Origin of the sequence: Candidatus Pelagibacter sp. HIMB1521 (assembly GCF_052047875.1) — a bacterium.
In the GTDB taxonomy this organism is placed as follows: Bacteria; Pseudomonadota; Alphaproteobacteria; order Pelagibacterales; family Pelagibacteraceae; genus Pelagibacter.
This window is the reverse complement of sequence record NZ_JBNAIZ010000014.1, coordinates 14,592-37,041: the sequence shown is the minus strand read 5'-3', so window position 1 is coordinate 37,041 and position 22,450 is coordinate 14,592. Positions and strand designations below refer to the sequence as shown.

Here is a 22,450-nt window from a genome sequence, read left to right as displayed (position 1 = left end):
ATATTTATTCTGATCAATAATGTTTAATGAACTAAATATTTCTTGATGTGTCATAAATTCTGAAATGTTTTTATTTTCTTTTCTGAGTTTTTTAAAAAATAATGTAAATAAAAATTTTTTGGAATTAATAAAAGTTAGAACTTTAGTAACGTAAAAAACAAAAATTGAAAAAAAAATAAGAGTTAGGAAATATTTATAGTTATTTGCTTTTGTTAATTTTTCTTTGATAAAATTTGATCTCGATTTTTCGTCATATCTAATAAAACTATTAGTCCATATATAGTTTATGTATTCAAAATAAATTCCAATTCTATTAATATCCATTTGCCCAGTTTCAAAATTATTTGTTGACGATGTATTGAAACTATCAAAATTGTTGTTGTTTGAATTTAAAATATTATTACTAGGAACAGACAATGTTGGGTCATACAATACCCAATCATCATTTATAAAAATTTCCACCCATGAGTGAGCATCTTGTTGCTTAAATGTATAGAAATTCCCAATTTCATTATAAGATCCACCATAATAACCAGTGACTATTCTAGATGGTATGCCTGCTAGTCTTGCAAGTATTGCAAATGTTCCAGCATAATATTCACAATATCCATTTTTAGTATTGAAAAAAAAGTTTGCATAATCATTGCCTTGAGTACCAGGGGTTAGACTGTAATAAAAATCATTAGTCTTAAACTCATTTAAAATTTTATTTAAATACTCATTAGCATTTTTTGATTCTTCATAATTTGTTTTTGCCCATTGCATTAATTTAGGAGAAATATTTTTAGGCAAAAGTGTATAATACTTCAAAATATTATTTTGAAATGTAACATCTTTTTTATCATAAATTAATTTGTATGATTTTTTATTATTTAAAATTTCTCTAGAGGTAAGTGTATTATTAATTAAATTTAAATCTAAATTTGAATTATTAAAATTATAGTTTGCTAATTTAGGTAGCCAGTTTTTTTCATGTGGAAACATTATTAATGAAGCATCAACGCTTTCGTTTATGTCATTATTAGAGACTTTAAAACTATTCTTAAATTGTGAGAGTAATATTTTATATTCTGAATTTAACCAATCTTTATTATTATTTAACTTATCAAATACCTTAACCCTAAAGTAGTACTTTTGATTAATATCTTGATTATTAATCTTAAATATAAAAACGTTTTCTTCACTACCTGATATATTGTGAAATGAACCTAGACTGATTTCATCAGGTATACCTAACTGATTTTTCTTGGTTTCAAATAGTTTTATATTCAATTCTGCCCTTGGAAAAATAAAGTACACAATTGCAATGATAGGAATAATACTAATTGCAAACATAAAATATTTAACAAGATTATTTAAATTTAGTTTTAATATCTTAGTTTGATTTAGTGAATAAAGATGAATGATTGATAATATAATTATCAAAAAAGAGAGTAGTGAGCTTATTAAGTCTTGACCGTAGACAAGTGAGCTTACAGCTAAAAATACACAAGTAAATCCAAAAAAATAATGATTTTCTTTTTTTTCAATTTCAGAATATTTTAGAAAGGCTAAACCTAAAATCAAATTTATAAAATATTCTTTAGATAACGTTTGATCATTTAAAATAAATAAGATGCAAACTGTAGATATAGCCAAAATAGAACTGAATACCTTTTTATAATTATAGTTGAAGCTTTTTTGAAGAATAGCAAAAACATATAAGATAATAAAAAAAAGATTTGTTATTAGATCAACTTCATCAATTAAAAGTAAATAGCTTGATGTTAATATAATCAAAGCATTAAAATTATAATTTAATAAATTTAGTCTAAACATTTGCAAGGTAAGTTAAGAGTTTATTTCTATGTTCTAGAGAGCAAGCTATCGTAGAAATAAAATCTTTATTTTTTAATAAAAATGGTTTTTTTAAATTATAAAAATATTCAATCAAATAGCTGGCATAAGAAAGTTTTTTTTCAAAACTATCATTATTCAATTTTTCTAGGTCTATAGTTACATGCTGTAAATTGTTAGAAAACTTGAATTTTTTTTCGTAAAGCTTTTTTTTAATTGATGAGTGTTTCCATGAAATTTTAGATAAATTTGTATTTTCTTTATTTTCTTCAATTTTATCAAATTCATAGTCAAAACCCTCATCAGTATTCAGTTGATATAGTTGTTCAAAAATTTCATTTGATGGTTTAATTGGCTCTGGGTAAATAGTTAGATATTCGTTAAAAGACACATTTGTGAAAGTTTTTATAATACCAAAAGGGAATTGAGAGTGAATATCCAAAGTTGGGGCTTTAACATTACCTCTTTTATTAAATTTATGCTTTAAATTTATATTAATTTTATTTTTGATATCTGCTTTGACACTATCTTTTCCTAAATCAAAATTAATATTAAGTCTTTCTCTTTTATGTTTGTCACTAATTAGGTATCTTAAATTTACAATTTTATTAGCTGGGTGAAGTTTATCATTAATATATAAATCTAAATTAAGTAAGTTTTGATAAGAGATTAGAATTGAGATGAAATAAATAAAAAATAAAATAATTGATAAGAGCAGTGCAAAATTATTTTGATAAAAAATAGCTACCGAAAAACAAAAAAATATTAAAGCTGCAATTTGAAACCCTCTTAAATTTGGAAAGATATATAAATTTTTTCTACTGATAGTGTTAAGATATTTTAGAGATTTTTTTAAAAAAAACTTTTTCCAAAAACTATTTTTCATCAGGTAGAGGAACTTTCTTTAGAACTTCATTTTTCATAAATTCAATAAATTCGTTTTTTTCAACAATATTCAATCGATGACGAAGTATATAAGGAAGCACATCCTTAATTTCTTGATATGTTACATATTTATTTGAGTTTAAGTAACTTAATGATTTTGAAAGACTGATTGTTTGTTTTAAGCATCTTGGAGAAATATGAATATTATTAAAATTATTCTTTATAAATTGAGAAACGTTATCTAAATATTCAATTACACTATCATTGATATTTATCTGGCTAATATCTTTGATAGTTTGATCATATGAAAAATTTGATTTAATTGAATTATTGCTTATCTCATTTTTTAGTAATTCTATTCTTTGATCTTTACTTAGTTCCTCTAAAGAAAATGAAATAGTGAAACGATCTAATTGTGATTCTGGTAATAAAGAAGTACCAGATAAATCTGATGGATTTTGTGTTGCAATAACAGAAAAAGGAATTGGAAGATTAAAGGTGTCTTTATCAATTGTAACTGTTTTTTCCTCCATAGATTCTAGAAAAGCACTTTGTGTTTTTGGACTTGCACGATTTAACTCGTCTGCAAGAACTATATTTGTAAATATTGGACCTTTGTTTACAACAAATTCGTTATTTTTTAAGAATGTGTATCCAATTATATCACTTGGTAATAAATCAGATGTAAATTGAATTCTTTTAAATTTTAAATTCATTGCATTTGTTAAAGATTTTGCAAAAGTAGTTTTTCCTGTTCCTGGAAGATCCTCAATTAATATATGTCCTCCACTTAAAATTGTAGCTATAGAAATTTTAATCTTGAATTCATTTCCAATTATATTGGTTGAAATAGTGTCTATTAATTCTTTAATCATTTTGGTTTTGTGAAATAAATATTTTTGCTGTTCGATATAATATAACTGTCAATTACTTCAAGATTTGAATTTATTATTTTTGTTTTATCTGGAGTAAGATTAATAAAAACAAAATAACAATTTCTTTTTATTAATTTTAACTTTTCAACTATTTTTTTTAAATCATCTTTTTTTTTAAGAGGATCATTAAGAATAAATAAATTGTAGTTTTTTGAATTTAAATTAAAGTCTAGAATATTTTGATTTAAAATATTTATTCTTTCATTTTCTAATGATTTAGATATTTGATAAATATCTTTATCCAACTCAATACCATCAATTTTGTATTGATTTATTTTACCAAAAAAATATAGCACTTTTCCATAACCCGATCCAAGATCACAAATTAGATTAATATTTTTTTTTTCAATGAATGATTTTATTATTTTTAAGAAAGTGAATGGACATGGAATAGAGTCTGATAAAAAGTCGCTTTTTAGATATTTGAAATTATTTAGATTTTTATCGTATTTAAAATTGAATAAAATTTCATTCATAATTATTGGAATAGTATAAAAATGATAATTTAAAATTATATGATACAAGGCTCTAATGTTATTTAACATTTTAAATTAAATATATTGTAATGGGAAATCTATCAATAGTATTAAGTTCTTACAACGAAGTAGAAAATATTAAATTTGCAATTGATGCATTGGTTAATCAGACCGTTGTTAAAGAAATAATAATAATTGATGATAATTCTTCTGATGGAACAATTGATATTTTAGAAAATTATAATCATTCAAAAATAAAATTTGTAGTTAGAAAAAACATCAGAGGTTTCGCCAGTGCTTTTATTGATGGTATTAAACTATGTTCTGGAGAGTATATTTTAAGATTTGATATTGATATGTTCAATAGTATTGATCATTTTATTAAAACTTTTGAAAATATTAAAAATGAAGATTGTATAATATTTTCTAGATATGTTGAAAACGCTTTAGACGAAAGAAGTAAATATAGAAGATTACCAAGTTTAGTAATTAACAAATTATGTCAGTTGCTTCTTTATTCACAAGTTAAAGACTACACAAGTTGTATAATAATATTCAAAAGAAACATTTTAACTGATATTTTTCCTAAGAATACTTTTTATGCAAATTTCATTATTGATTTTATTTTTGAGATAAAAAAAAATAATAAAATAATAAAAGAAGTTCCATTTATTCAAGAAAAAAATACTGAATTAAACAGTAAATCAGCACCAAGTATTTTAAAATTTTTAACTAATGGTTTATACTATCTTATTTCAATATTAAGGTGTTCATTAAATAAATAAAAAATAAATGTATTTTAAAATTCAAAATATAAAAATTGGTAGAGAACCTGTTGCTAAGGTATTTAAGTATAAAAAGAAAAAATTTAAAGGAATTGAATTTTTCACTCCAAAATTAGAAAATTTCCAGATTGGTTTAATGAATCATCCAAAAAATCATGTGATTAACCCTCATTTTCATATTAATAGAAAAAAAACAATTAAGCATATGTCTGAATTGTTAATTATATATTCAGGTAAACTGAAAGTTTATTTTTATAATAAAAACAAAAGTAGAGCCAAAAGTTTGATTTTAAATAAAAAAGACATGATTTTACTTATTTCAGGAGGTCATGGTTTTAAGGTTTTAGAAAAAGTAGAAATGCTTGAAATAAAACAAGGTCCATTTTTAGGCGATCAAGATAAAATTAGATTAAAAAAACTTTGAAAAAATTCATCCCAGTAAACGAACCGTTGATTACAAATTCTGATGTTTTGTCAGTTAGTAAAGTTATGAAGAGTGGTTGGATTTCTTCAGAAGGCCCCAATGTCAAATTGTTTGAAAAAAAGTTTGCTAAATATATTGGTCATAAAAATGCAATTGCTGTTTCAAGTGGTACAGCGGCATTAGAAGTAGCTATTAAATCATTGAATTTGAAAAAGGGAGATGAGGTTATTGCTCCGAACTTTACAATAATTTCAAGCACATTAGCTGTGATAAAAGAGGGGTTAAAGATTAAATTTATAGATTGTGATTTATATGATTGGAATATGAATTTAGATAAAACAATCAAATCAATAACAAAAAAAACGAAAGCAATAATTGCAACCCATATTTATAATTTCCCTTTTAGAATTGATATACTCAAAAAAATTTGTGAAAAAAAAAATATAATCTTAATCGAAGATGCTGCAGAAGTTTTAGGTCAAAAAATATTTAATAAAAAGTGTGGCAGTTTTGGAGATATTAGCACTTTCAGTTTTTATGCAAATAAGCAAATTACTACGGGGGAGGGTGGAATGATAACTACCAATAACTCAAATTTAACTGAAAAAATGAAGAGTTTAAGGAACCTAGCATTTGGAAAAAAAGATAGATTTAATCATGATGAAATTGGTTGGAATTATAGAATGTCCAACATTCAGGCAACTCTAGGTTTGAATCAATTAAAAAGAATTAATCAAATAATTAAAATACGTCACTCAAATGGAAAGAGATTTTATCTAAATTTATCTAAAAATAAAAATATCTATATTCCAAAACCTAAAAATGCTTATTCAAAAAATATTTATTGGGTTATTGGCTTATTGATTATAAATAAATCTTTAAAGATTGATTCACAAAAAATTGCTAATAAATTAAGTGAATATGGAATTGGGACACGACCATTTTTTTGGCCAATGCATAAACAAAAAATTTTAAAGGGTCTTAATTTAAGTAAATCAAAAAATTTTAAAAATTCAGAATATTTGAGTAAATATGGGTTTTATTTACCTTCTGGTTTAACTTTAAAAAATAAAGAAATTGACTTTATCTGTGGTGTTGTAAATAAAATCTTAAAATAAAAATTATGAGTCAAATTAATTTTAAAATGAAAATCCAAGAAGGTTTCTCTCTGGTTGAACTTTTAGTTGTGGTCGCAATTATTGGTGTGTTAGCAGGTGTCGGCGTTGTTGGCTATCAAAGTTATGTAGATTCAACTAGATTAAAAGTATTAGAGCAAAACTATACAACAATTACAAAATATATGGACACAGAAACTATCATAATCCAAAATGACCTTGGAAGTGCAACTCCTGAATATGATGATGGTGGTAATTTAACAGGTGACATGGTTAATTCTGACACCACTTGTAAACAATTCTTAATTTCAATGAAAAATTATTTCTTAGGTGGTGGAACAGATAATTCTAAATTTAAGAACCCATGGAAACCCAATAAAACAAGTATTACAATTGATAATGAAGCTTGGGGTAATCATAAACGAGGTCAAATTCAAATGTTCTGTTATAAATCTACAGGAGGATATGGTTCAGGTGGTGGTTGTCCGATGGCAAAAGCTAGATTTAGAGTGATCATTCATAGAGATACAGGGGACTATTCACATAAATCAATTGGCGGAAAATATTTTTCAAGTAGTGCTGCAGATGGCCAAGCAGACTGTGGTTGGAACTTATCAGATCATGGTGCATGGCATACAGGTGCCGACGCTATTGATACTGACGCAGATTACGATTAATAATAGAGAGCTTCAAACTTTTAAATATTTTTAAGATTAATTTTCGATATCAAAAAAACTTGTCAATTTTGCAAGTTTTAAAACTGAAACTACAGCTTCGCTAGGTTTAACTATTTTAAATTCTTTACTTCCTTCACCAGCTCTTTGTTTGCTTTCAATCAATACTGCAATTCCTGAACTATCAATGTAATTTACAGCGCTCATATCAACTGATACAGCTTTATTGTCATCTAAAGCTCCGTGTACTTGTTGTCTTAAATTTCCAGAATTTTCTAGATCTATTTCACCACTGACTGTTATTATCAGAACATCATTTTCAGTTTTTTCTGGATAACTCATGATTTGAATATAATCAGAGTAAACACGTAGTCAACAAAATCATTAAACTTAAATCTTGTTGCTGATAGTAAATATTGAATTTAATTTAAATAATTAAGGCTAAGAATAGCTAGCAGCAATTAATGCAATTGCAGAAACAGTGGATACAAAATAGATTAGTTTCTTCTTCTTCTTCTCTTTCCCATTAATCTTGTTCATCATTTCTTCATAGCTTAATTTAGCGTTATATTCATTTTTCTCTAAATAAGCTTTAGGTACCACCACATCATTTATTTTTTTATTTTTTAAAATTATATGTTGAATATTATTCATAGTTTAAATTTTAGTAGAAAGCTCAATTAATTCTTTGAGAATAATCTCATTGTTTTCTAAATTTTTTTTTCTCCATTCTTGAGAAACATAAATTTTTGAATTGTCTCTAATTAACCAATTTAATTTGATTAATTCTGAAACTTTTCTTCTAACTGTTTCCCTTGGAAGCCCAAGACTTCTTGAAATTAAATTAATACTTGCTCCATTTGAAGTAGAGCAAAAAACCTCATTTTCACAAATTAGATTTTCGTTTGTAAAATTTTTTAAATTAATTCTGCTTACCAATTTTAATATTTGAGGGTAATAAGATCTGTCACCAAAGTCTGATATATCTTTTGTATATATTGAAGCAACTAAATCTTCTATTATTTTATAATTTTGTAAATGCATGAAGTGATCTTTTACCCAAATTGGGTTTTTTTTAAAATAAAATTTATATTATTATCTATGCTTAATATATAATTTTTATATAGATATTTATTGAATAGCTTGAACTTCTAGCTTCTTAGTTTTCAAAGATTTAATTGCTTCCAAACACGCTAGAGCAGTAGACATGTTTGTGCAATATGGAACTTTATTTTTAAGAGTTGCTCTTCGAAGCGCTATAGCATCATTTAATCTGTGCTCACTGTTTCCACCACCAGTATTAATTACAAGTGCAATTTTATTTGAATTTAAAACATCTACAATGTGAGGGCTGCCACTGCTCACTTTGTTAATAATTTTACATTTCATTCCATGATTTTGAATATATTCAGCAGTACCTTTTGTTGCACATAATTTGAAGTTAAGCTTTATTAGCTGTCTTGCTAAATCAATACCCTCATCTTTATGAGAATCTTTTAAAGATATAAATGCAAGACCCTCTTTTGGAAGTGAGTTGCCTGCAGCAATCTGACTTTTAGCAAAAGCCATTCCAAAATCTTTATCAAATCCCATCACTTCGCCTGTAGACTTCATTTCAGGGCCTAAAAGTAAATCACTATTAGGAAACTTATTAAAAGGAAATACAGCCTCTTTTACAGCATACATTCCTTTTGATTTATCTTTAAGATTAAATTTAGAAAGTTTTTCACCTGCCATTATTCTTGATGCTATTTTTGCAAGTGGAATTCCTTTTGCTTTTGATACAAAGGGTACAGTTCTGCTAGCACGTGGATTTACTTCAATAATATAAATCTCATCTTTCTTGATTGCATATTGAATATTCATAAAACCTTTTACTTTTAAAGCTAGAGCTAGTTTCTTTGTTTGATTTTCAATTTCTTTAATTAGATATGGTTTAATAGATACTGGCGGCAAACTACATGCTGAGTCCCCTGAATGAATTCCTGCTTCTTCAATATGTTGCATGATACCTGCTACATAAACATCCTTTCCATCAGAAATAGCATCCACATCAACTTCCATTGCATGATCTAGAAATTTATCTATTAGAATAGGATTATCTTCAGCAGCTTTAAATGCTTCTTCAACAAAGTTTTTCAATTGACTTTTTTCATGAACAATTTCCATTGCTCTTCCTCCTAGAACATATGAGGGCCTAACCATTAGTGGTAAACCAATTTTCTCTGATATTTTGATTGCTTCTTTAAATGTTTTTGCAATCCCACTATCAGCTTGTTTTAAATTTAATTTAATTAATAAATTTCTAAATTGATCTCTATCCTCTGCTAAATCTATTGAGTTATATTGTGTTCCTAAAATTGGAAGCTTGTTATCATTTAAAAATTTAGCAAGTTTAATTGGAGTTTGCCCTCCAAACTGAGCGATAATACCTATTAGATTTCCTTTTTCTTGTTCTTTTTTTATAATGTTAAATACATATTCTTCTTTCAAAGGTTCAAAATATAAGCGATCACTTGTATCGTAATCAGTAGATACAGTTTCAGGGTTGCAATTAACCATGATGGTTTCAAAACCTGCATCTTTCAATGAAAAACTTGCCTGACAACAGCAATAATCAAACTCAATTCCTTGGCCTATTCTGTTAGGGCCACCTCCCAGAATTATTATTTTTTTTCTATTTGATGGTTCCGCTTCACACTCAGAATTTATTGAGAAATTTCTTTGATAAGTTGAATACATGTAAGGAGTAAAAGATTTAAATTCTGCAGCACAGGTATCCACTTTTTTGTATACAGGTAGCACTTTTAGAGCTGTCCGTTTTCTTCTTACCTTATCTTCTGAGGAATTAGTAAGTTCAGCTAATTTTTTGTCTGAAAATCCAATAGATTTAATTCTATTAAATTCATTATAATTTTTTGGAAGACCTCTTTTTTTAATAATTAATTCATTGTCAACAATTTCTTTTATCTGCCTTAAAAACCATGAGTCAATTTTAGATAAACTGTAAATTCTTTTTAAATTGATTTTTTTTCTAAAGGCCTCGGCAACAAGAAGCATTTTATTTGGAATATGCTCTTTAAGTTTTTTTTCGATTTGTTTTTTATTCAGATTAAATATTGGGTCTAAACCAGAAAAACCAGTCTCTAAAGATACCAATGCTTTTTGAACAGATTCTTTGAAATTTCTTCCTATAGCCATTGCTTCACCAACAGATTTCATTGAAGTACCTAAAGTTGCCGGCGAGGTAGAAAATTTTTCAAACGTAAATCTTGGTATTTTAGTTACCACATAATCAATACTTGGTTCAAAAGAAGCAGGTGTTACTTTTGTAATTTCATTTTTAAGTTCATCTAAAGTATACCCAACTGCGAGCTTAGCTGCTACTTTTGCAATTGGAAACCCAGTTGCTTTAGATGCAAGTGCTGATGATCTAGATACTCTTGGATTCATTTCAATAACAACCATTCGTCCATTTTTTGGATTGATTGCAAATTGAACATTAGACCCACCTGTCTCAACTCCAATTTTTCTTAAACATGCAATAGAGGCATTTCTCATAACTTGATATTCTTTATCAGTAAGAGTTAAAGCTGGAGCTACAGTTACTGAGTCTCCTGTATGTATTCCCATTGGATCAATATTTTCTATTGAGCAAATGATGATACAGTTGTCTTTTTTATCTCTTACAACTTCCATCTCAAATTCTTTCCAACCCTCTAAACACTCTTCTACAAGAACTTGGCTAACTGGTGACTCGTGTAATCCGTTTTTTATAATTTTAAGATATTCTTTTTTATTCTTTGCTATTCCACCACCTAGACCACCTAGAGTAAATGCAGGTCTAATGATTGCAGGCAAACCAATTTTGTTTAGAACTTTAGAAGCTTGATTGATATTATTAACAATTTCAGATTTTGGTAAATCTAAACCAATATCAATCATATTTTTTCTAAATTTCTTTCGATCTTCAGCATTAGAAATTGCTTTAGAATTTGCACCAATAAGCTCTATTTTGTATTTTTTTAATATCCCTTTTTTCTCTGCCTCCATTGCAAGATTAAGAGCAGTTTGGCCTCCCATAGTTGGAAGAATTGCATCTGGTTTTTCTTTTATAAGAATTTTTTCTAGAACCTCTAATGTGATGGGTTCTATGTAAGTTTTATCTGCAACATCAGGATCAGTCATGATTGTTGCAGGGTTAGAATTAATTAATACAACTTTATAACCTTCATCTTTTAAAGCTTTACAAGCTTGAGTTCCTGAATAATCAAACTCGCATGCTTGGCCAATAATAATTGGACCAGCACCTACTACTAATATTTTTTTAAGATCTTTTCTTTTTGGCATTTTTTTTCATATTGTTAATAAATTCTTTAAATAAATAGACACTATCTTGTGGTCCAGGGTTAGACTCGGGGTGATATTGAACTGAAAATACAGGTTTATTTTTTAACTTAATACCCTCAATACTATTATCAAATAATGATTTATGAGTTACTTCAATATTTTTCGGTAAAGTTTCTTTTACAACTTCAAAGCCATGGTTTTGACTAGTGACCTCTACATTGTCATGAATTAAATTTTTTACAGGATGATTTGCACCTCTATGACCTAACTTCATTTTTTTTGTTTTACCACCAAGTGCTAGAGCGAGAATCTGGTGACCTAAACAAATACCAAATATTGGAATGTTTTTTTTAATAAGATTTTTAATTATATTTATCGCATACTTTCCTGTAGCAGCCGGATCTCCAGGACCGTTTGATAAAAATATTCCATTTGGTTTAAGACTTAAAATTTTTTCAGAAGATGTTTTGCAATTTACTACTGTTACTTTGCAATTGAAATCAGAAAAATATCTTAAAATATTTTTTTTAATTCCATAATCTATTGCAACAACATGAAATTGATTTTTTTTATTTTTGACAAATCCATCTTTCTTTTTCCAAGTTTTAAAACCCTTCCAAATGTAATTTTTTGGAGTTGATACTTCTTTAGCAAGATCTAGATTTTTTAACCCACTCCATTTTAAAGTAGTATTTGTAAGTTTGCTTATGTTAAATTTTTGTTTTTTTGAGAAAGCAATTGTTCCTTTTGGTGCTCCTTTATCTCTGATAAAATTAGTTAAACTTCTAGTATCTAGACCAGTGAGACCAACAATTTTGTTTTTCTTAAGCCATGCATCTAAATGTAAAAAAGCTCTATAGTTTGATGGATCAGTAATTTCTGAATTAAAAATTACTCCTCTAGTCCATATTTTGTCAGACTCTACATCTTCCCTGTTGGTACCTACATTTCCAATGTGTGGAAACGTAAAATTGATAATTTGACCAGCATAGGATGGATCTGAGATTATTTCCTGGTAGCCAGTTAAAGAAGTATTAAAACATACTTCTCCAGTTGCCTCACCCTCGTAGCCAATACCAATTCCTTTAAATACTTTCTTATTTTCAAGAACTAAAACGCCTGTATTAATTTGATGATTATTTTTTGAGTTTATTTTTTTTGAATTTTTGATCAATTACAACTCATGAGTTAAAGGTTAATACAATAATTGCTTTATTATCGCAACAGAGATGTATTATAAAATTGTAAAAAAACAATTTTTCTTTTGAAGAATTTTTTCTTTGAAGTAGATTAAAAAAATTATGTCATTAAAGAACACTATCGAAAACGAATATAAAAATGCTCTAAAATCAAAAGATAAAAATAAAATATCAACCTACAGGTTAATTTTATCTTCTATTAAGGATTTAGACATTGCAAATCGTTCTGGACCCAACAAAAAAGATACAGATGATGAAGATATTAAAAAGCTTCTTAAAAAAATGGTTAAACAAAGAGCCGAATCTATTGAGATTTATAAAAAAAATAACAGAACAGATCTGTTAGAAGTTGAACAAAATGAATATGATATTTTAACTAGTTTTCTCCCTAAACAAATGAGTGAAGAGGACACAAAAAAATTATGCGCTGAATTAATCTCAAAATTAGGTGCTAGTTCGATTAAAGATATGGGTAAAATAATGGGTGAGTTAAAGAAATCTCATTCTGATGAAATTGATTTTTCTAAAGCTGGATCAATAATTAAGGAATTATTGAATAGTTAATGAAATACCCCAAAGAGTATTTAGATGAAATTAAGACACGGTTGAAAGTATCTACTGTTGTTTCAAAAACAGTTTCATTAAAAAAAAGAGGTAAAGAATTTGTAGGTTTATCTCCATTTAAAAATGAAAAAACACCTTCATTTACAGTTAATGATGAAAAAGAATTTTATCATTGTTTTGCTACCTCAGAACATGGGAATATTTTTGATTTTATAATGAAAACTCAAAATTTAAAGTTCGGAGAAGCCGTTAAGCATTTGGCGCAACTAGCTGGCATGCAACCTTATTTGTTTTCAAAAAAAGATGAAGAAAGAGAAAAAAAGTGGAATGAATATAAATCAATCTTTAATGAATATGTTGATTTTTACCATAATGAATTAATTAAAAACGAACAACATTCAAATGCTAGAGAATATTTAAAAAATCGATCTTTAAGTAAAGAAAACGTAAAAAAATTTAAAATTGGATATGTGGAAAAAAATCCAAGTATATTCGAGCAATTTAAAAATAAATATAGTGAACAAACATTAGTTGAAACTGGATTGTTTTATTTAGATGAAAAAAAGAAAATTTATGTCGAAAGATTTAGAGGAAGATTAATTTTTCCGATTAACAACATAACAGGACAACCAATTGCCTTAGGTGGAAGAATTATTGAAAACCTAGATTATCTTGCAAAATATATTAACTCTCCAGAAACTTTATTTTTTAAAAAAGGATCAAACTTATATAATCTAGATTTAGCTAGAAAATTATCAAACAAAGTAGATCATATTTATTTAGTTGAAGGCTATATGGATGTTGTTGGTTTAAGTAAAAACGGAATTGATAATGCTGTAGCAAATCTTGGTACCTCACTAACTGACAAACAGATTTTGATACTTAATCAATTCTTTGATGATATCATTATTTGCTTCGATGGTGATGAAAGTGGTTATAAAGCAGCATTAAGAGCTGCAGAAAATTCAATTAAAGAATTAAAACCGGAAAAACAAATTTCATTCCTATTTTTACCAAATAAAGAAGACCCTGATAGTTATGTAAATAAAAATGGTAAAGCTAATTTCATAGAATTTACAAAACAATCTAAGTTATCAATTCATCAATTTATTTTTAGTCATTATAAAAAACAAACTGAAAATAACCCTTCTTCCATGGCTATTTTTGAAAAAAGATTAAGACAGGTAGCAAACACTATTAAGGATGATTATATAAAAAAATATGTATTAGAATATTTTTTAGAGAAAATTGCAGAATTAACGCCTCATTCAAATCAAAAAAATAAAATATCTTATAAAAAACCAACCAAATCTTTAGATGCTACCAAGAAGTATTTTATCGAAAGCCAATCTTTATCTGGAGTTGAGCTTAAAGAATTTTCCTTAATTTATTTGATAATTAATAATTTAAATTTAATGCAATCAAATATTCATTTAATTGAAAATATTAAATTATTTACTGAAGTTAACAAAAAAATCTTTAATCAAATAATTGAAATTTTAAAATCTGAAAATCAAATAGCTGTTCAGGACTTAAATTTGGATAGTCAGATAATTGAAAAAATAAATAAATTTGCACCAATAAAATATATTTTAAAAAACAATTCTGAAGATGAACTGAAAATCATAGAATTGCTTGAAGATATTTCACGAGATTTAATGAATTATGATCTTGAGTTTAGAATTCAAGAGTTAGAATCGAAGTTCTCAGTCGATATGAGTGAGAGCACATTTAATGAGCTAAAAGAGCTCAAAAAAAAGCAGAATCTCAATTAATCTGGACAAATTTGTAATGGATTTTTACAGATTTGACATTATATAGGACTTTCAACATTATCGCTGTGGAAAGAATTATTACAAAATCATTTGCTAGACTAATGGGTCGAGGAACCCATAGAGGCTTTATAACTTACGAAGAATTAAGCAAATCTTTAGGTAAAAGAAATTTGTCAGACGAAAATCTTGCTCAAGCTTTTATCCATATCTTAGATGAAAATATTTCATTAGTTGAAAAAAAATCAGATTTTAAAGTACTAAGAAAAAAAGAAAACTCAAATAAGGAAGAAGGCAAAACAATCGAAAAAAGTGACGACCCTATCAGAATGTATCTTCGAGAAATGGGAGGTGTTGAGTTACTTTCAAGAGAAGGTGAAATTGCAATTGCAAAAAGAATAGAGGCTGGAAAGGATGTAATGTTAATTGCATTATCACAAAGTCCAATAACAGCACAACAATTCTTTGAGTGGAATGACAAACTTCAAAAAGATGAAATATTAGTTAGAGAAATTATAGATATCGACACAAACTATATGGAAGATGAGTCAACAGGACCAAGTGCTAAACAAAAAAATGCTGGTGAAACAGATAAAGAAGATGGTTCTTCAGATGAAGATGACGATTTCAATCCTACTCTTGCTGCAATGGAAACAGAAATTAAACCTAAAGTATTAAAAACAGTTAATACATTAACCAAAGAATATACAAAACTAATTAAGTATCAGAAAGAAAAGTTAGATTGTGTCTTAAATTCACAGAATTTTACACCTGCGAAAGAAAAAGGCTATGAAAAAATTGTAAATGATATTTTAGAAAATATTAAATCACTTCAATTATCTCCTTCTGTTTTAGAAGAACTTGTTCAAAAACATTATGTTGAGAATAAAAAAATAATTTCTTTAGAAGGAAATCTTTTAAGACTTGCAATGGATCAAAAAATACCAAGAAACGAATTTATAAAGTTTTATGTAGGAAACGAGATTAATCCTAATCTTAAAAAGTTTTTAGATACTAATTTAGTTTGGAAACAATTTTTTGCTAAAAATAAAGATGAATTTAAAAATATTAGAGAAAGACTTATTGAAATAAGTCACAAATTAGGAATTTCAGTAACTGATTTCAAAAAATTAGTAAGTAGAGTTCAAAAGGGTGAAAAAGAATCAAGAATAGCCAAAAAGGAAATGGTTGAAGCTAATCTTAGATTAGTAATTTCAATAGCTAAAAAATACACAAATAGAGGATTACAGTTTTTAGATCTAATCCAAGAAGGTAACATTGGATTAATGAAAGCAGTTGATAAGTTTGAGTACAGAAGGGGATATAAATTTTCTACTTATGCAACTTGGTGGATTAGACAAGCAATTACTAGATCAATTGCAGATCAAGCAAGAACAATTCGTATACCTGTTCATATGATTGAAACTATAAACAAAATTGTCAGAACTCAAAGATTAATACTTAGTGAGTTTGGAAGAGAAGCTACTCCAGAAGAGTTGGCACAAAAATTAAGAATGCCGTTAGACAAAGTTAGAAAGGTATTAAAAATTTCTAAAGAACCAGTTTCTCTTGAGAAACCAGTTGGTGACGAAGAAGATAGTAGTTTAGGAGACTTTATAGAAGATACAAAAGCTTTAGCTCCATTAGAGCAAGCAATTAAATCTAACCTTGGAGAGGCGACTACAAAAATTCTATCTACCTTAACCCCAAGAGAGGAAAGAGTATTAAGAATGAGATTTGGTGTAGGTATGAATACCGATCACACTTTAGAGGAAGTAGGTTTACAGTTTTCTGTAACAAGAGAAAGAATTAGGCAGATCGAGGCCAAGGCTCTTAGAAAATTAAAGCACCCAAGTAGATCTAAACAACTAAAAAGTTTCTTAGAAAGTTAGATTGGGCCGTTAGCTCAATAGTAGAGTACTGCATTGACATTGCAGGGGTAGTTGGAGCGTAACCAACACGGCCCACCATTATTCACTTATCTTTAATTGATAAGTTAATGAAAATGATATAACTAACTATTGTTTTGGGCCTGTAGCTCAGTTGGTTAGAGCAGTACACTCATAATGTATTGGTCCCAGGTTCGAGTCCTGGCGGGCCCACCATACTTAATCTTTTGATATACCTGCTAATTTCTGCAAAAGGTGTATTTCTTTATCCGTTAACCCTTTTTTATTTAATTCAGCAATTATTATTTTTTTGAGATTTTTTGTAGCTAAAAATGAAAGAACACCAACAGTTAAAGTAATCAACGAAATCCAAAAATTTGATAAATTTATAAGTATTAAAAATATTGAAATTGTAATCCAAAAAACTGTTAAACCCTTAACAATTATCTTTTGACTTTTTAAATCTTTTATTTTTAAAAAAAAAAGAAACATGAGAGTTAAGAGTATTAAAATTCCAGAAATAGTAAACCACAGGTAAATTGAAATATCAGATGTACTTCCACCCACAAAAGTATCTTCTAATGCTTCGTTAACAAAGTATAAAATTGTCCCTTTGTATGATGAATAGATTAAAAAAAATGAAGAAGTTAAGGCTGAAATTAAAAGTACAGATTTAGTTGAAATATTCAAAATTTATTAGCTGTTTGAAAAATTCCTTAATTTTGAAATCAATGCATTGATATCACCGTCAGCACTAAGGATAATTGAATTAAATTCCTCCTTCTGAGTTCTTGCTAAACTTAATCCTTCAATAATAAGGTCTCTGATAAGTGGTTGTTCCTTATTTTTTGTATAAATTCTCCAATCTATTTTGACAGCCGGTCTCTTATCAGTTGCAGCGAGAGTACTTGAGACTATAGTATAATTTTCATTTATTTTTTTCTTTGAGTCTACGTTTATAATTGGATTAGAATATTCCGCTAATCTGCTTGAGAAACTTTGTAAAAAATATTCAGTAAATACTTTTTCATATTCTTTTTTTTGTTCATCTGATGCACTTTTTCTATGTGCTCCAAGTGAATAGAAGCCTATACCTCTTATATCAACCGTATCTAAAGCTATTGATTTCAATTCATCCATCCTTTCCTCTTTTGTTAGACCACCACTTAGAGTTTCAGCGGCCCTATTTACAGTTGACTGAACAAAAACGTCAGCTTCTATTGAAAAACTATTTGTTAAGTTAAGACTAAACAGGACCAATAATATAAATATTTTTTTCATTTTATTGGAATAATTTGTTATTTGTTTTCGATTTCTTCCCAGCCATTATCATCTTCAAAGATTATTTCTAAGTTTCCTCTTTGAAGGTTTTTAATTTTATTTTCTCTGTCTTGTAAATATAAACTTCTTATAGAAGCATAAAAATCTATTGAATTTTTTTCAAGGTTTTCAAGTGACTCTATATTGTTTGCCCTAAACTCGATACCACTTATACCTTTTGATGCCAAATAAACTCCTTCACTTAAAAATTCATTATTGCCATGACTAGAAACGTTATACCAAGGGTCTCCACCTAACACATTTACAAATGATCCTGTAGTGTCCCTGACTGTAGATGGCCCTAGAACCGGAAGAACAAGGTAACAACCAGGTCCAAATCCCCATTTACCTAACGTTTGGCCGTAATCTTCTCTTTCATATCTTGGAAATCCTATTTTATTAGCAACATCCACTACTCCTAAAATTCCAATGGTACTGTTTACTAACAACCTACCTGTATTAACAAATGCAGTTTTAACATCACCTTGTAAAACATTATTTGGTATTGTTATTAAGTTAGATAAATTTCTTACTGCATTACTTGTACCTGTTTGTACTCCTTCTGGTAGTTTTCTATATCCTTCAGCAATAGGTTTTAATAATGTTTTATCAAGACCTTGGTTAAATGAAAAAGTTACTCTATTTAACTTTTCAAAGCAGTCTCTAGTTTTTGTTATTTGCTCAGTTTTCTTTTTGTTTAAAGCGGCTTCTCCATCTGATCCAGCATAGGCATTCAATCCTTGTAGGAAAACTAGAACAGAGATTATTAATATTTTTTTAAGCATTGCCAAACTTATATTATATAAATTTTTATAATAAAGTAATTTTTAAATTAGAAAAATGTCGATAAAGTGTTTAATAATTGGTGAAAATAGACCCCAAATTGAGCATGAAAATAAATCCAAATTATTCACCTAACTTTGATTCAAAAAAAAGAAGTTTAGATGAAATTAATTTCATTATTTTTCATTATACAGGAATGAAAAATGAGAAAAATGCTATTAATAAATTATTAGATATTAAATCCAAAGTAAGTTGTCATTACTTTATAAAAAATAATGGAGAAATTTTAAGAATGGTGCCAGACTCATATATTGCCTGGCATGCAGGTGTTTCTAATTGGAAAAAATTTAAATCTTTAAATAAAAATTCTATTGGAATTGAAATAAATAATCCTGGCCATGAGTTTAAATATAAAAAATTTTCAAAAAAACAAATTTATTCTGTAATTAAATTAACAAAATATATTATTAAAAAATATAAAATTAATCCAAAATCTATACTAGGTCATTCGGATATTGCACCAGACAGAAAAAAAGATCCAGGAGAAAAATTTCCGTGGGAATTTTTATCAAAAAATAAGATAGGTATTTGGCATGAGTTAAGATCAAATGAAATTAAACTTTATAGAAAATTAAAATTAAGCAAACTATTAAAAATAAAATTTATAAATAATCTTCATAAAATTGGATATCCTAAGCACTCGAAAATAAATAATAATAAATATATTAAAAATATAACAGTTGCATTTCAACGAAGATTTAGACAAGAATTGATAGATGGGAAAATTGATAAAGAATGTTTATTAATTAGTGAAAACCTAACAAAAAAGCTTAGTTAAATTATCTTGTAATTTTTAAGTTTAATTATAAGTTCACCTTGCCAGATAAATGACTTATCGCTTTAATATTTTAAAGAGGAAAGTCCGGGCTCTACAAGGACACAGTGCCAGGTAATGCCTGGCGGGGGAAACCCTAGGGATAGTGCCACAGAAAATAAACCGCCATAACATGGCAAGGGTGAAAAGGTGTGGTAAGAGCACACCGGTTCTTTTGGTAACAATGAACGCTGGAAAACCCCACTGGGAGCAAAACTAAGTAGAGATGACATTGTTGCAAAACTAAAAGCCGTCCTTGGCTAGTCATCAGGGTTAGTTGCTTGAGCTTAAGAGTGATCTTAAGCCTAGACAAATGATAGGTTTAAATGACAGAACCCGGCTTATAGTTTATCTGGCAACTCACATTTGAAAAGAACAAAAAAATTAAATATCTATAAAATTATTTTTATAGCTAGAAGTATATATTTAAACAGAGCTCGAATAAGTTTCCTTTTTATTTCAGCAACTAAATAAACGTAAGAACTCATCAATTTCAAATCATTACTTAGAATTTTCCTCTTAAAATGACTTTAATTAAGCAGAGAATCAGCATTTGACTATCTTTTTAAATACCCATATATTCCCATATATTCCCATTTATGGAATTTATAAAATTAAAAATTTATGTTTTTATCTACTTACGAGAACAAATTAGACAAAAAGGGGAGAGTATCTGTGCCTGCTAGCTTCAGATCTCACTTGTCCAATTTAGGTTATAATGGAGTAATTTGTTATCCATCTTTCAATAATTCCTCGATAGAAGCATGCTCTCAAGACAGAATTGAAAAAATTTCCTCTGCGATAGACTCTTTAAATCCTTTTGAGGAAAAAAGAGATTATTTTGCAACATCAATATTAGCCGAAAGCACTAATTTACAGTTTGATAGTGAAGGTAGAATTTCTCTTTCATCAAAATTATTAAAACATGCAAAAATTAAAAAAAGCATGTTGTTTGTTGGTCAAGGTCAAACTTTTCAAATTTGGGAACCAGCAGCTTTTGAAAAATTTAAGACATCAGCAAGAAAAAAAGCAAATTTAAATCGAGCAAGTCTTAAATGGGAAAAACATTTAAACAACAACGAGGGGAAATAAGATGACAATTAACTTTAAAGCACCAGAGATAAAAGAACTTCAGCCACGACTTTTAGTTTTAGGAGTAGGTGGAGCTGGAGGAAACGCAATAAATGAAATGATTGATAATAAACTTCAGGGAGTAGAGTTTATTGCTGTAAATACAGATGCTCAAGATTTAAAGTTAAGCAAAGCAAAAACTAGAATTCAAATTGGTTTAAATTTAACGAAGGGTTTAGGTGCAGGTGCAAAATTAGATATAGGACAAGCGGCTGCCGATGAATCTTTAAATGAAATTGTAAATACACTTCAAGGTGCAAATATGGTTTTCATTGCAGCTGGTATGGGTGGTGGAACGGGCACTGGTGCTGCTCATGTCATCGCTAGAGCTGCTAAAGAATTAAATATATTAACTGTAGGTGTTGTGACTCTTCCATTTTTATATGAAGGCCCCTCTAGAATGCGGAGAGCACAACAAGGATTGGAAGAATTAAGAAAACATGTGGATACTATTATTGTAATTCCAAACCAAAACCTATTTAAAATTGCAAATGAACAAACAACTTTTGAAGAGTCTTTTAATCTTTCAAATAATGTTTTGATGCATGGAGTTCAGAGTATTACAGATTTAATGGTAAGACCTGGATTAATTAATTTAGATTTTGCAGATGTTGAAACTGTAATGGCTTCAATGGGCAAAGCAATGATGGGAACTGGAGAAGCTGAAGGTGAAGGTAGAGCACTTAAAGCTGCAGAGATGGCGATTAGTAATCCATTAATTGATGATTATACTTTAAAGGGTGCTAAAGGGTTACTAGTAAATATTACTGGTGGTAAAGACTTAAAACTTTTTGAAGTTGATGAAGCAGTTAACAAAGTAAGAGCAGAAGTTGATCCAGAAGCTGAGTTAATTATAGGAGCAATAACAGATGCTGACTTAGACGGAAAAATGAGAGTTTCAATTGTTGCAACTTCACTAGATGGACAACAACCTGAATCTAAATCAGTAGTAAATATGGTGCACAGAATACAAAATCGTAATCCAGGTTACTCTGATTTTTCAAATATGGGTTCTCCAGCATTTAATTTTTCAAACTCATCAAGCCCAATTACTCATGGTGCTAACGCTCTTAAGGTTGAGAATGAGATGGTTCAAGAACAAGAACAAGTAAGTGTAGAAAATAATATAATGAACGAAAATTTCGCCTCAGAAAACAGTGTAGTATCTGAAAACATTGTCGAAGACAGCACTGTAAATGAAATGGAAAAATCGTTTACTCAAGAAGCAGTAGAAACATTTGAAGAAAAAAATCATGATGAAAATGTTCAAGAAGAGCCATCAAATGATCTCAAGGAGTTTGGTGTAGATTCAGATTCACCAGATTTATTTAGCTCAGAAAGTGAAAACTCTTCACCTTCAGATTTGCTAAATTCAGAGGATCAAGAAGATGAAGACGATCTTGAAATTCCTGCTTTCCTAAGAAGACAAAAAAATTAA

22 protein-coding genes, 2 tRNA genes and 1 other RNA gene are annotated in these 22,450 nt (G+C 28.0%); 13 read left to right on the top strand and 12 right to left on the bottom strand.

Annotated features, from left to right (window positions below; all coding sequences use genetic code 11):
- The 4 genes from ACTTA5_RS06785 to ACTTA5_RS06770 all read right to left on the bottom strand — a co-directional run.
- On the bottom strand, window positions 1-1,818 hold a 1,818-nt coding region (locus ACTTA5_RS06785), incomplete at its 3' end, for a transglutaminase family protein (RefSeq protein WP_440648905.1).
- Window positions 1,811-2,722: a hypothetical protein gene (locus ACTTA5_RS06780; protein WP_440648903.1), complete on the bottom strand. Its 912-nt coding sequence runs from the start codon at window positions 2,720-2,722 to the stop codon at window positions 1,811-1,813. The genes ACTTA5_RS06785 and ACTTA5_RS06780, both read right to left, overlap by 8 nt.
- Window positions 2,712-3,596, bottom strand: a complete 885-nt coding sequence (locus ACTTA5_RS06775; RefSeq protein WP_440648901.1) for an AAA family ATPase — start codon at window positions 3,594-3,596, stop codon at window positions 2,712-2,714. Before ACTTA5_RS06775 ends, ACTTA5_RS06780 begins: the two co-directional genes overlap by 11 nt.
- Complete coding sequence (locus ACTTA5_RS06770; RefSeq protein ID WP_440648899.1) at window positions 3,593-4,201, bottom strand: class I SAM-dependent methyltransferase; 609 nt, start codon at window positions 4,199-4,201, stop codon at window positions 3,593-3,595. Before ACTTA5_RS06770 ends, ACTTA5_RS06775 begins: the two co-directional genes overlap by 4 nt.
- A gap of 20 nt (window positions 4,202-4,221) precedes the next feature.
- Here ACTTA5_RS06770 and ACTTA5_RS06765 point away from each other — a divergent pair, with 20 nt between their 5' ends.
- From ACTTA5_RS06765 to ACTTA5_RS06750, 4 genes are read left to right on the top strand one after another with little or no spacing between them, the layout of a single operon-like run.
- Window positions 4,222-4,917, top strand: coding sequence for a glycosyltransferase (locus tag ACTTA5_RS06765; RefSeq protein WP_440648897.1), 696 nt, complete (start codon window positions 4,222-4,224; stop codon window positions 4,915-4,917).
- 7 nt (window positions 4,918-4,924) lie between these two features.
- Window positions 4,925-5,341 (top strand): hypothetical protein, encoded by a 417-nt coding sequence (locus ACTTA5_RS06760; RefSeq protein WP_440648896.1) that lies wholly within the window; start codon window positions 4,925-4,927, stop codon window positions 5,339-5,341.
- Window positions 5,338-6,459: a DegT/DnrJ/EryC1/StrS family aminotransferase gene (locus ACTTA5_RS06755; RefSeq protein ID WP_440648894.1), complete on the top strand. Its 1,122-nt coding sequence runs from the start codon at window positions 5,338-5,340 to the stop codon at window positions 6,457-6,459. The genes ACTTA5_RS06760 and ACTTA5_RS06755 overlap by 4 nt, the downstream gene beginning before the upstream one ends.
- Window positions 6,460-6,485: 26 nt before the next feature.
- The gene (locus tag ACTTA5_RS06750) at window positions 6,486-7,133 is read left to right on the top strand and encodes a prepilin-type N-terminal cleavage/methylation domain-containing protein (RefSeq protein WP_440648892.1); all 648 of its coding nucleotides are present in this window, start codon (window positions 6,486-6,488) and stop codon (window positions 7,131-7,133) included.
- A 36-nt stretch (window positions 7,134-7,169) separates the two neighbouring features.
- On the opposite strand, the gene ACTTA5_RS06745 is transcribed toward ACTTA5_RS06750, so the two are convergent.
- The 5 genes from ACTTA5_RS06745 to carA form a co-directional block, all read right to left on the bottom strand.
- Window positions 7,170-7,472 (bottom strand): STAS domain-containing protein, encoded by a 303-nt coding sequence (locus ACTTA5_RS06745; RefSeq protein WP_440618851.1) that lies wholly within the window; start codon window positions 7,470-7,472, stop codon window positions 7,170-7,172.
- Between the two features lie 99 nt (window positions 7,473-7,571).
- Window positions 7,572-7,784 (bottom strand): hypothetical protein, encoded by a 213-nt coding sequence (locus tag ACTTA5_RS06740; RefSeq protein ID WP_440648890.1) that lies wholly within the window; start codon window positions 7,782-7,784, stop codon window positions 7,572-7,574.
- Window positions 7,785-7,787: 3 nt separating this feature from the next.
- A complete protein-coding gene (locus ACTTA5_RS06735; protein ID WP_440648888.1) occupies window positions 7,788-8,174 on the bottom strand; it encodes a hypothetical protein in 387 nt (128 codons plus the stop codon).
- 87 nt (window positions 8,175-8,261) lie between these two features.
- Complete coding sequence (gene carB, locus ACTTA5_RS06730) at window positions 8,262-11,480, bottom strand: carbamoyl-phosphate synthase large subunit (protein WP_440648886.1); 3,219 nt, start codon at window positions 11,478-11,480, stop codon at window positions 8,262-8,264.
- Entirely contained in the window at window positions 11,458-12,654 is a 1,197-nt protein-coding gene (carA, locus tag ACTTA5_RS06725) for a glutamine-hydrolyzing carbamoyl-phosphate synthase small subunit (RefSeq protein WP_440648884.1), read from the bottom strand. The genes carB and carA overlap by 23 nt, the downstream gene beginning before the upstream one ends.
- Window positions 12,655-12,781: 127 nt before the next feature.
- On the opposite strand from carA, the gene ACTTA5_RS06720 reads away from it, so the two are divergent.
- The 5 genes from ACTTA5_RS06720 to ACTTA5_RS06700 all read left to right on the top strand — a co-directional run bounded on the left by ACTTA5_RS06720 (window position 12,782) and on the right by ACTTA5_RS06700 (window position 17,120).
- Window positions 12,782-13,243 carry a GatB/YqeY domain-containing protein gene (locus tag ACTTA5_RS06720; RefSeq protein WP_075506325.1) on the top strand — a complete coding sequence of 154 codons (462 nt, stop codon included), beginning with the start codon at window positions 12,782-12,784 and terminating at the stop codon, window positions 13,241-13,243.
- Entirely contained in the window at window positions 13,243-15,018 is a 1,776-nt protein-coding gene (gene dnaG, locus ACTTA5_RS06715; RefSeq protein ID WP_440648882.1) for a DNA primase, read from the top strand. Before ACTTA5_RS06720 ends, dnaG begins: the two co-directional genes overlap by 1 nt.
- Before the next feature lie 65 nt (window positions 15,019-15,083).
- Window positions 15,084-16,907: an RNA polymerase sigma factor RpoD gene (gene rpoD / locus ACTTA5_RS06710; protein ID WP_440648880.1), complete on the top strand. Its 1,824-nt coding sequence runs from the start codon at window positions 15,084-15,086 to the stop codon at window positions 16,905-16,907.
- Window positions 16,908-16,910: 3 nt separating this feature from the next.
- Window positions 16,911-16,985 (top strand) — tRNA-Val (locus tag ACTTA5_RS06705).
- Window positions 16,986-17,043: 58 nt separating this feature from the next.
- A tRNA-Ile gene (locus tag ACTTA5_RS06700) sits at window positions 17,044-17,120 on the top strand.
- 3 nt (window positions 17,121-17,123) lie between these two features.
- Here ACTTA5_RS06700 and ACTTA5_RS06695 read toward each other — a convergent pair.
- Genes ACTTA5_RS06695 through ACTTA5_RS06685 form a run of 3 tightly spaced genes read right to left on the bottom strand, consistent with a single transcriptional unit; the run spans window position 17,124 to window position 19,009 of the window.
- Complete coding sequence (locus ACTTA5_RS06695; RefSeq protein ID WP_440648878.1) at window positions 17,124-17,594, bottom strand: hypothetical protein; 471 nt, start codon at window positions 17,592-17,594, stop codon at window positions 17,124-17,126.
- 6 nt (window positions 17,595-17,600) lie between these two features.
- Window positions 17,601-18,185: an MlaC/ttg2D family ABC transporter substrate-binding protein gene (locus tag ACTTA5_RS06690; RefSeq protein ID WP_440648876.1), complete on the bottom strand. Its 585-nt coding sequence runs from the start codon at window positions 18,183-18,185 to the stop codon at window positions 17,601-17,603.
- Window positions 18,186-18,202: 17 nt separating this feature from the next.
- Window positions 18,203-19,009 carry an MlaA family lipoprotein gene (locus ACTTA5_RS06685; protein WP_440648874.1) on the bottom strand — a complete coding sequence of 269 codons (807 nt, stop codon included), beginning with the start codon at window positions 19,007-19,009 and terminating at the stop codon, window positions 18,203-18,205.
- A gap of 104 nt (window positions 19,010-19,113) precedes the next feature.
- Here ACTTA5_RS06685 and ACTTA5_RS06680 point away from each other — a divergent pair, with 104 nt between their 5' ends.
- The 4 genes from ACTTA5_RS06680 to ftsZ all read left to right on the top strand — a co-directional run bounded on the left by ACTTA5_RS06680 (window position 19,114) and on the right by ftsZ (window position 22,450).
- Window positions 19,114-19,845, top strand: a complete 732-nt coding sequence (locus ACTTA5_RS06680; RefSeq protein ID WP_440648872.1) for an N-acetylmuramoyl-L-alanine amidase — start codon at window positions 19,114-19,116, stop codon at window positions 19,843-19,845.
- A 41-nt stretch (window positions 19,846-19,886) separates the two neighbouring features.
- Window positions 19,887-20,241: RNase P RNA component class A (rnpB, locus tag ACTTA5_RS06675), an RNA gene on the top strand.
- Window positions 20,242-20,505: 264 nt separating this feature from the next.
- Window positions 20,506-20,973 carry a division/cell wall cluster transcriptional repressor MraZ gene (gene mraZ / locus ACTTA5_RS06670; RefSeq protein ID WP_440648870.1) on the top strand — a complete coding sequence of 156 codons (468 nt, stop codon included), beginning with the start codon at window positions 20,506-20,508 and terminating at the stop codon, window positions 20,971-20,973.
- Window position 20,974: 1 nt separating this feature from the next.
- Window positions 20,975-22,450 carry a cell division protein FtsZ gene (gene ftsZ, locus ACTTA5_RS06665; protein WP_440648868.1) on the top strand — a complete coding sequence of 492 codons (1,476 nt, stop codon included), beginning with the start codon at window positions 20,975-20,977 and terminating at the stop codon, window positions 22,448-22,450.

Bases quoted from the DNA above. Each gene is read 5' to 3' on its own strand.
- ACTTA5_RS06680 (WP_440648872.1), top strand. From the start codon at position 19,114: ATGAAAATAAATCCAAATTATTCACCTAACTTTGATTCAAAAAAAAGA.
- ACTTA5_RS06720 (WP_075506325.1), top strand. From the start codon at position 12,782: ATGTCATTAAAGAACACTATCGAAAACGAATATAAAAATGCTCTAAAA.
- ACTTA5_RS06735 (WP_440648888.1), bottom strand. From the start codon at position 8,174: ATGCATTTACAAAATTATAAAATAATAGAAGATTTAGTTGCTTCAATA.
- dnaG (WP_440648882.1), top strand. From the start codon at position 13,243: ATGAAATACCCCAAAGAGTATTTAGATGAAATTAAGACACGGTTGAAA.
- ftsZ (WP_440648868.1), top strand. From the start codon at position 20,975: ATGACAATTAACTTTAAAGCACCAGAGATAAAAGAACTTCAGCCACGA.
- mraZ (WP_440648870.1), top strand. From the start codon at position 20,506: ATGTTTTTATCTACTTACGAGAACAAATTAGACAAAAAGGGGAGAGTA.
- ACTTA5_RS06780 (WP_440648903.1), bottom strand. From the start codon at position 2,722: ATGAAAAATAGTTTTTGGAAAAAGTTTTTTTTAAAAAAATCTCTAAAA.
- ACTTA5_RS06745 (WP_440618851.1), bottom strand. From the start codon at position 7,472: ATGAGTTATCCAGAAAAAACTGAAAATGATGTTCTGATAATAACAGTC.
- ACTTA5_RS06770 (WP_440648899.1), bottom strand. From the start codon at position 4,201: ATGTTAAATAACATTAGAGCCTTGTATCATATAATTTTAAATTATCAT.
- ACTTA5_RS06760 (WP_440648896.1), top strand. From the start codon at position 4,925: ATGTATTTTAAAATTCAAAATATAAAAATTGGTAGAGAACCTGTTGCT.
- ACTTA5_RS06690 (WP_440648876.1), bottom strand. From the start codon at position 18,185: ATGAAAAAAATATTTATATTATTGGTCCTGTTTAGTCTTAACTTAACA.
- ACTTA5_RS06775 (WP_440648901.1), bottom strand. From the start codon at position 3,596: ATGATTAAAGAATTAATAGACACTATTTCAACCAATATAATTGGAAAT.
- ACTTA5_RS06765 (WP_440648897.1), top strand. From the start codon at position 4,222: ATGGGAAATCTATCAATAGTATTAAGTTCTTACAACGAAGTAGAAAAT.
- ACTTA5_RS06740 (WP_440648890.1), bottom strand. From the start codon at position 7,784: ATGAATAATATTCAACATATAATTTTAAAAAATAAAAAAATAAATGAT.
- ACTTA5_RS06750 (WP_440648892.1), top strand. From the start codon at position 6,486: ATGAAAATCCAAGAAGGTTTCTCTCTGGTTGAACTTTTAGTTGTGGTC.
- ACTTA5_RS06685 (WP_440648874.1), bottom strand. From the start codon at position 19,009: ATGCTTAAAAAAATATTAATAATCTCTGTTCTAGTTTTCCTACAAGGA.
- carB (WP_440648886.1), bottom strand. From the start codon at position 11,480: ATGCCAAAAAGAAAAGATCTTAAAAAAATATTAGTAGTAGGTGCTGGT.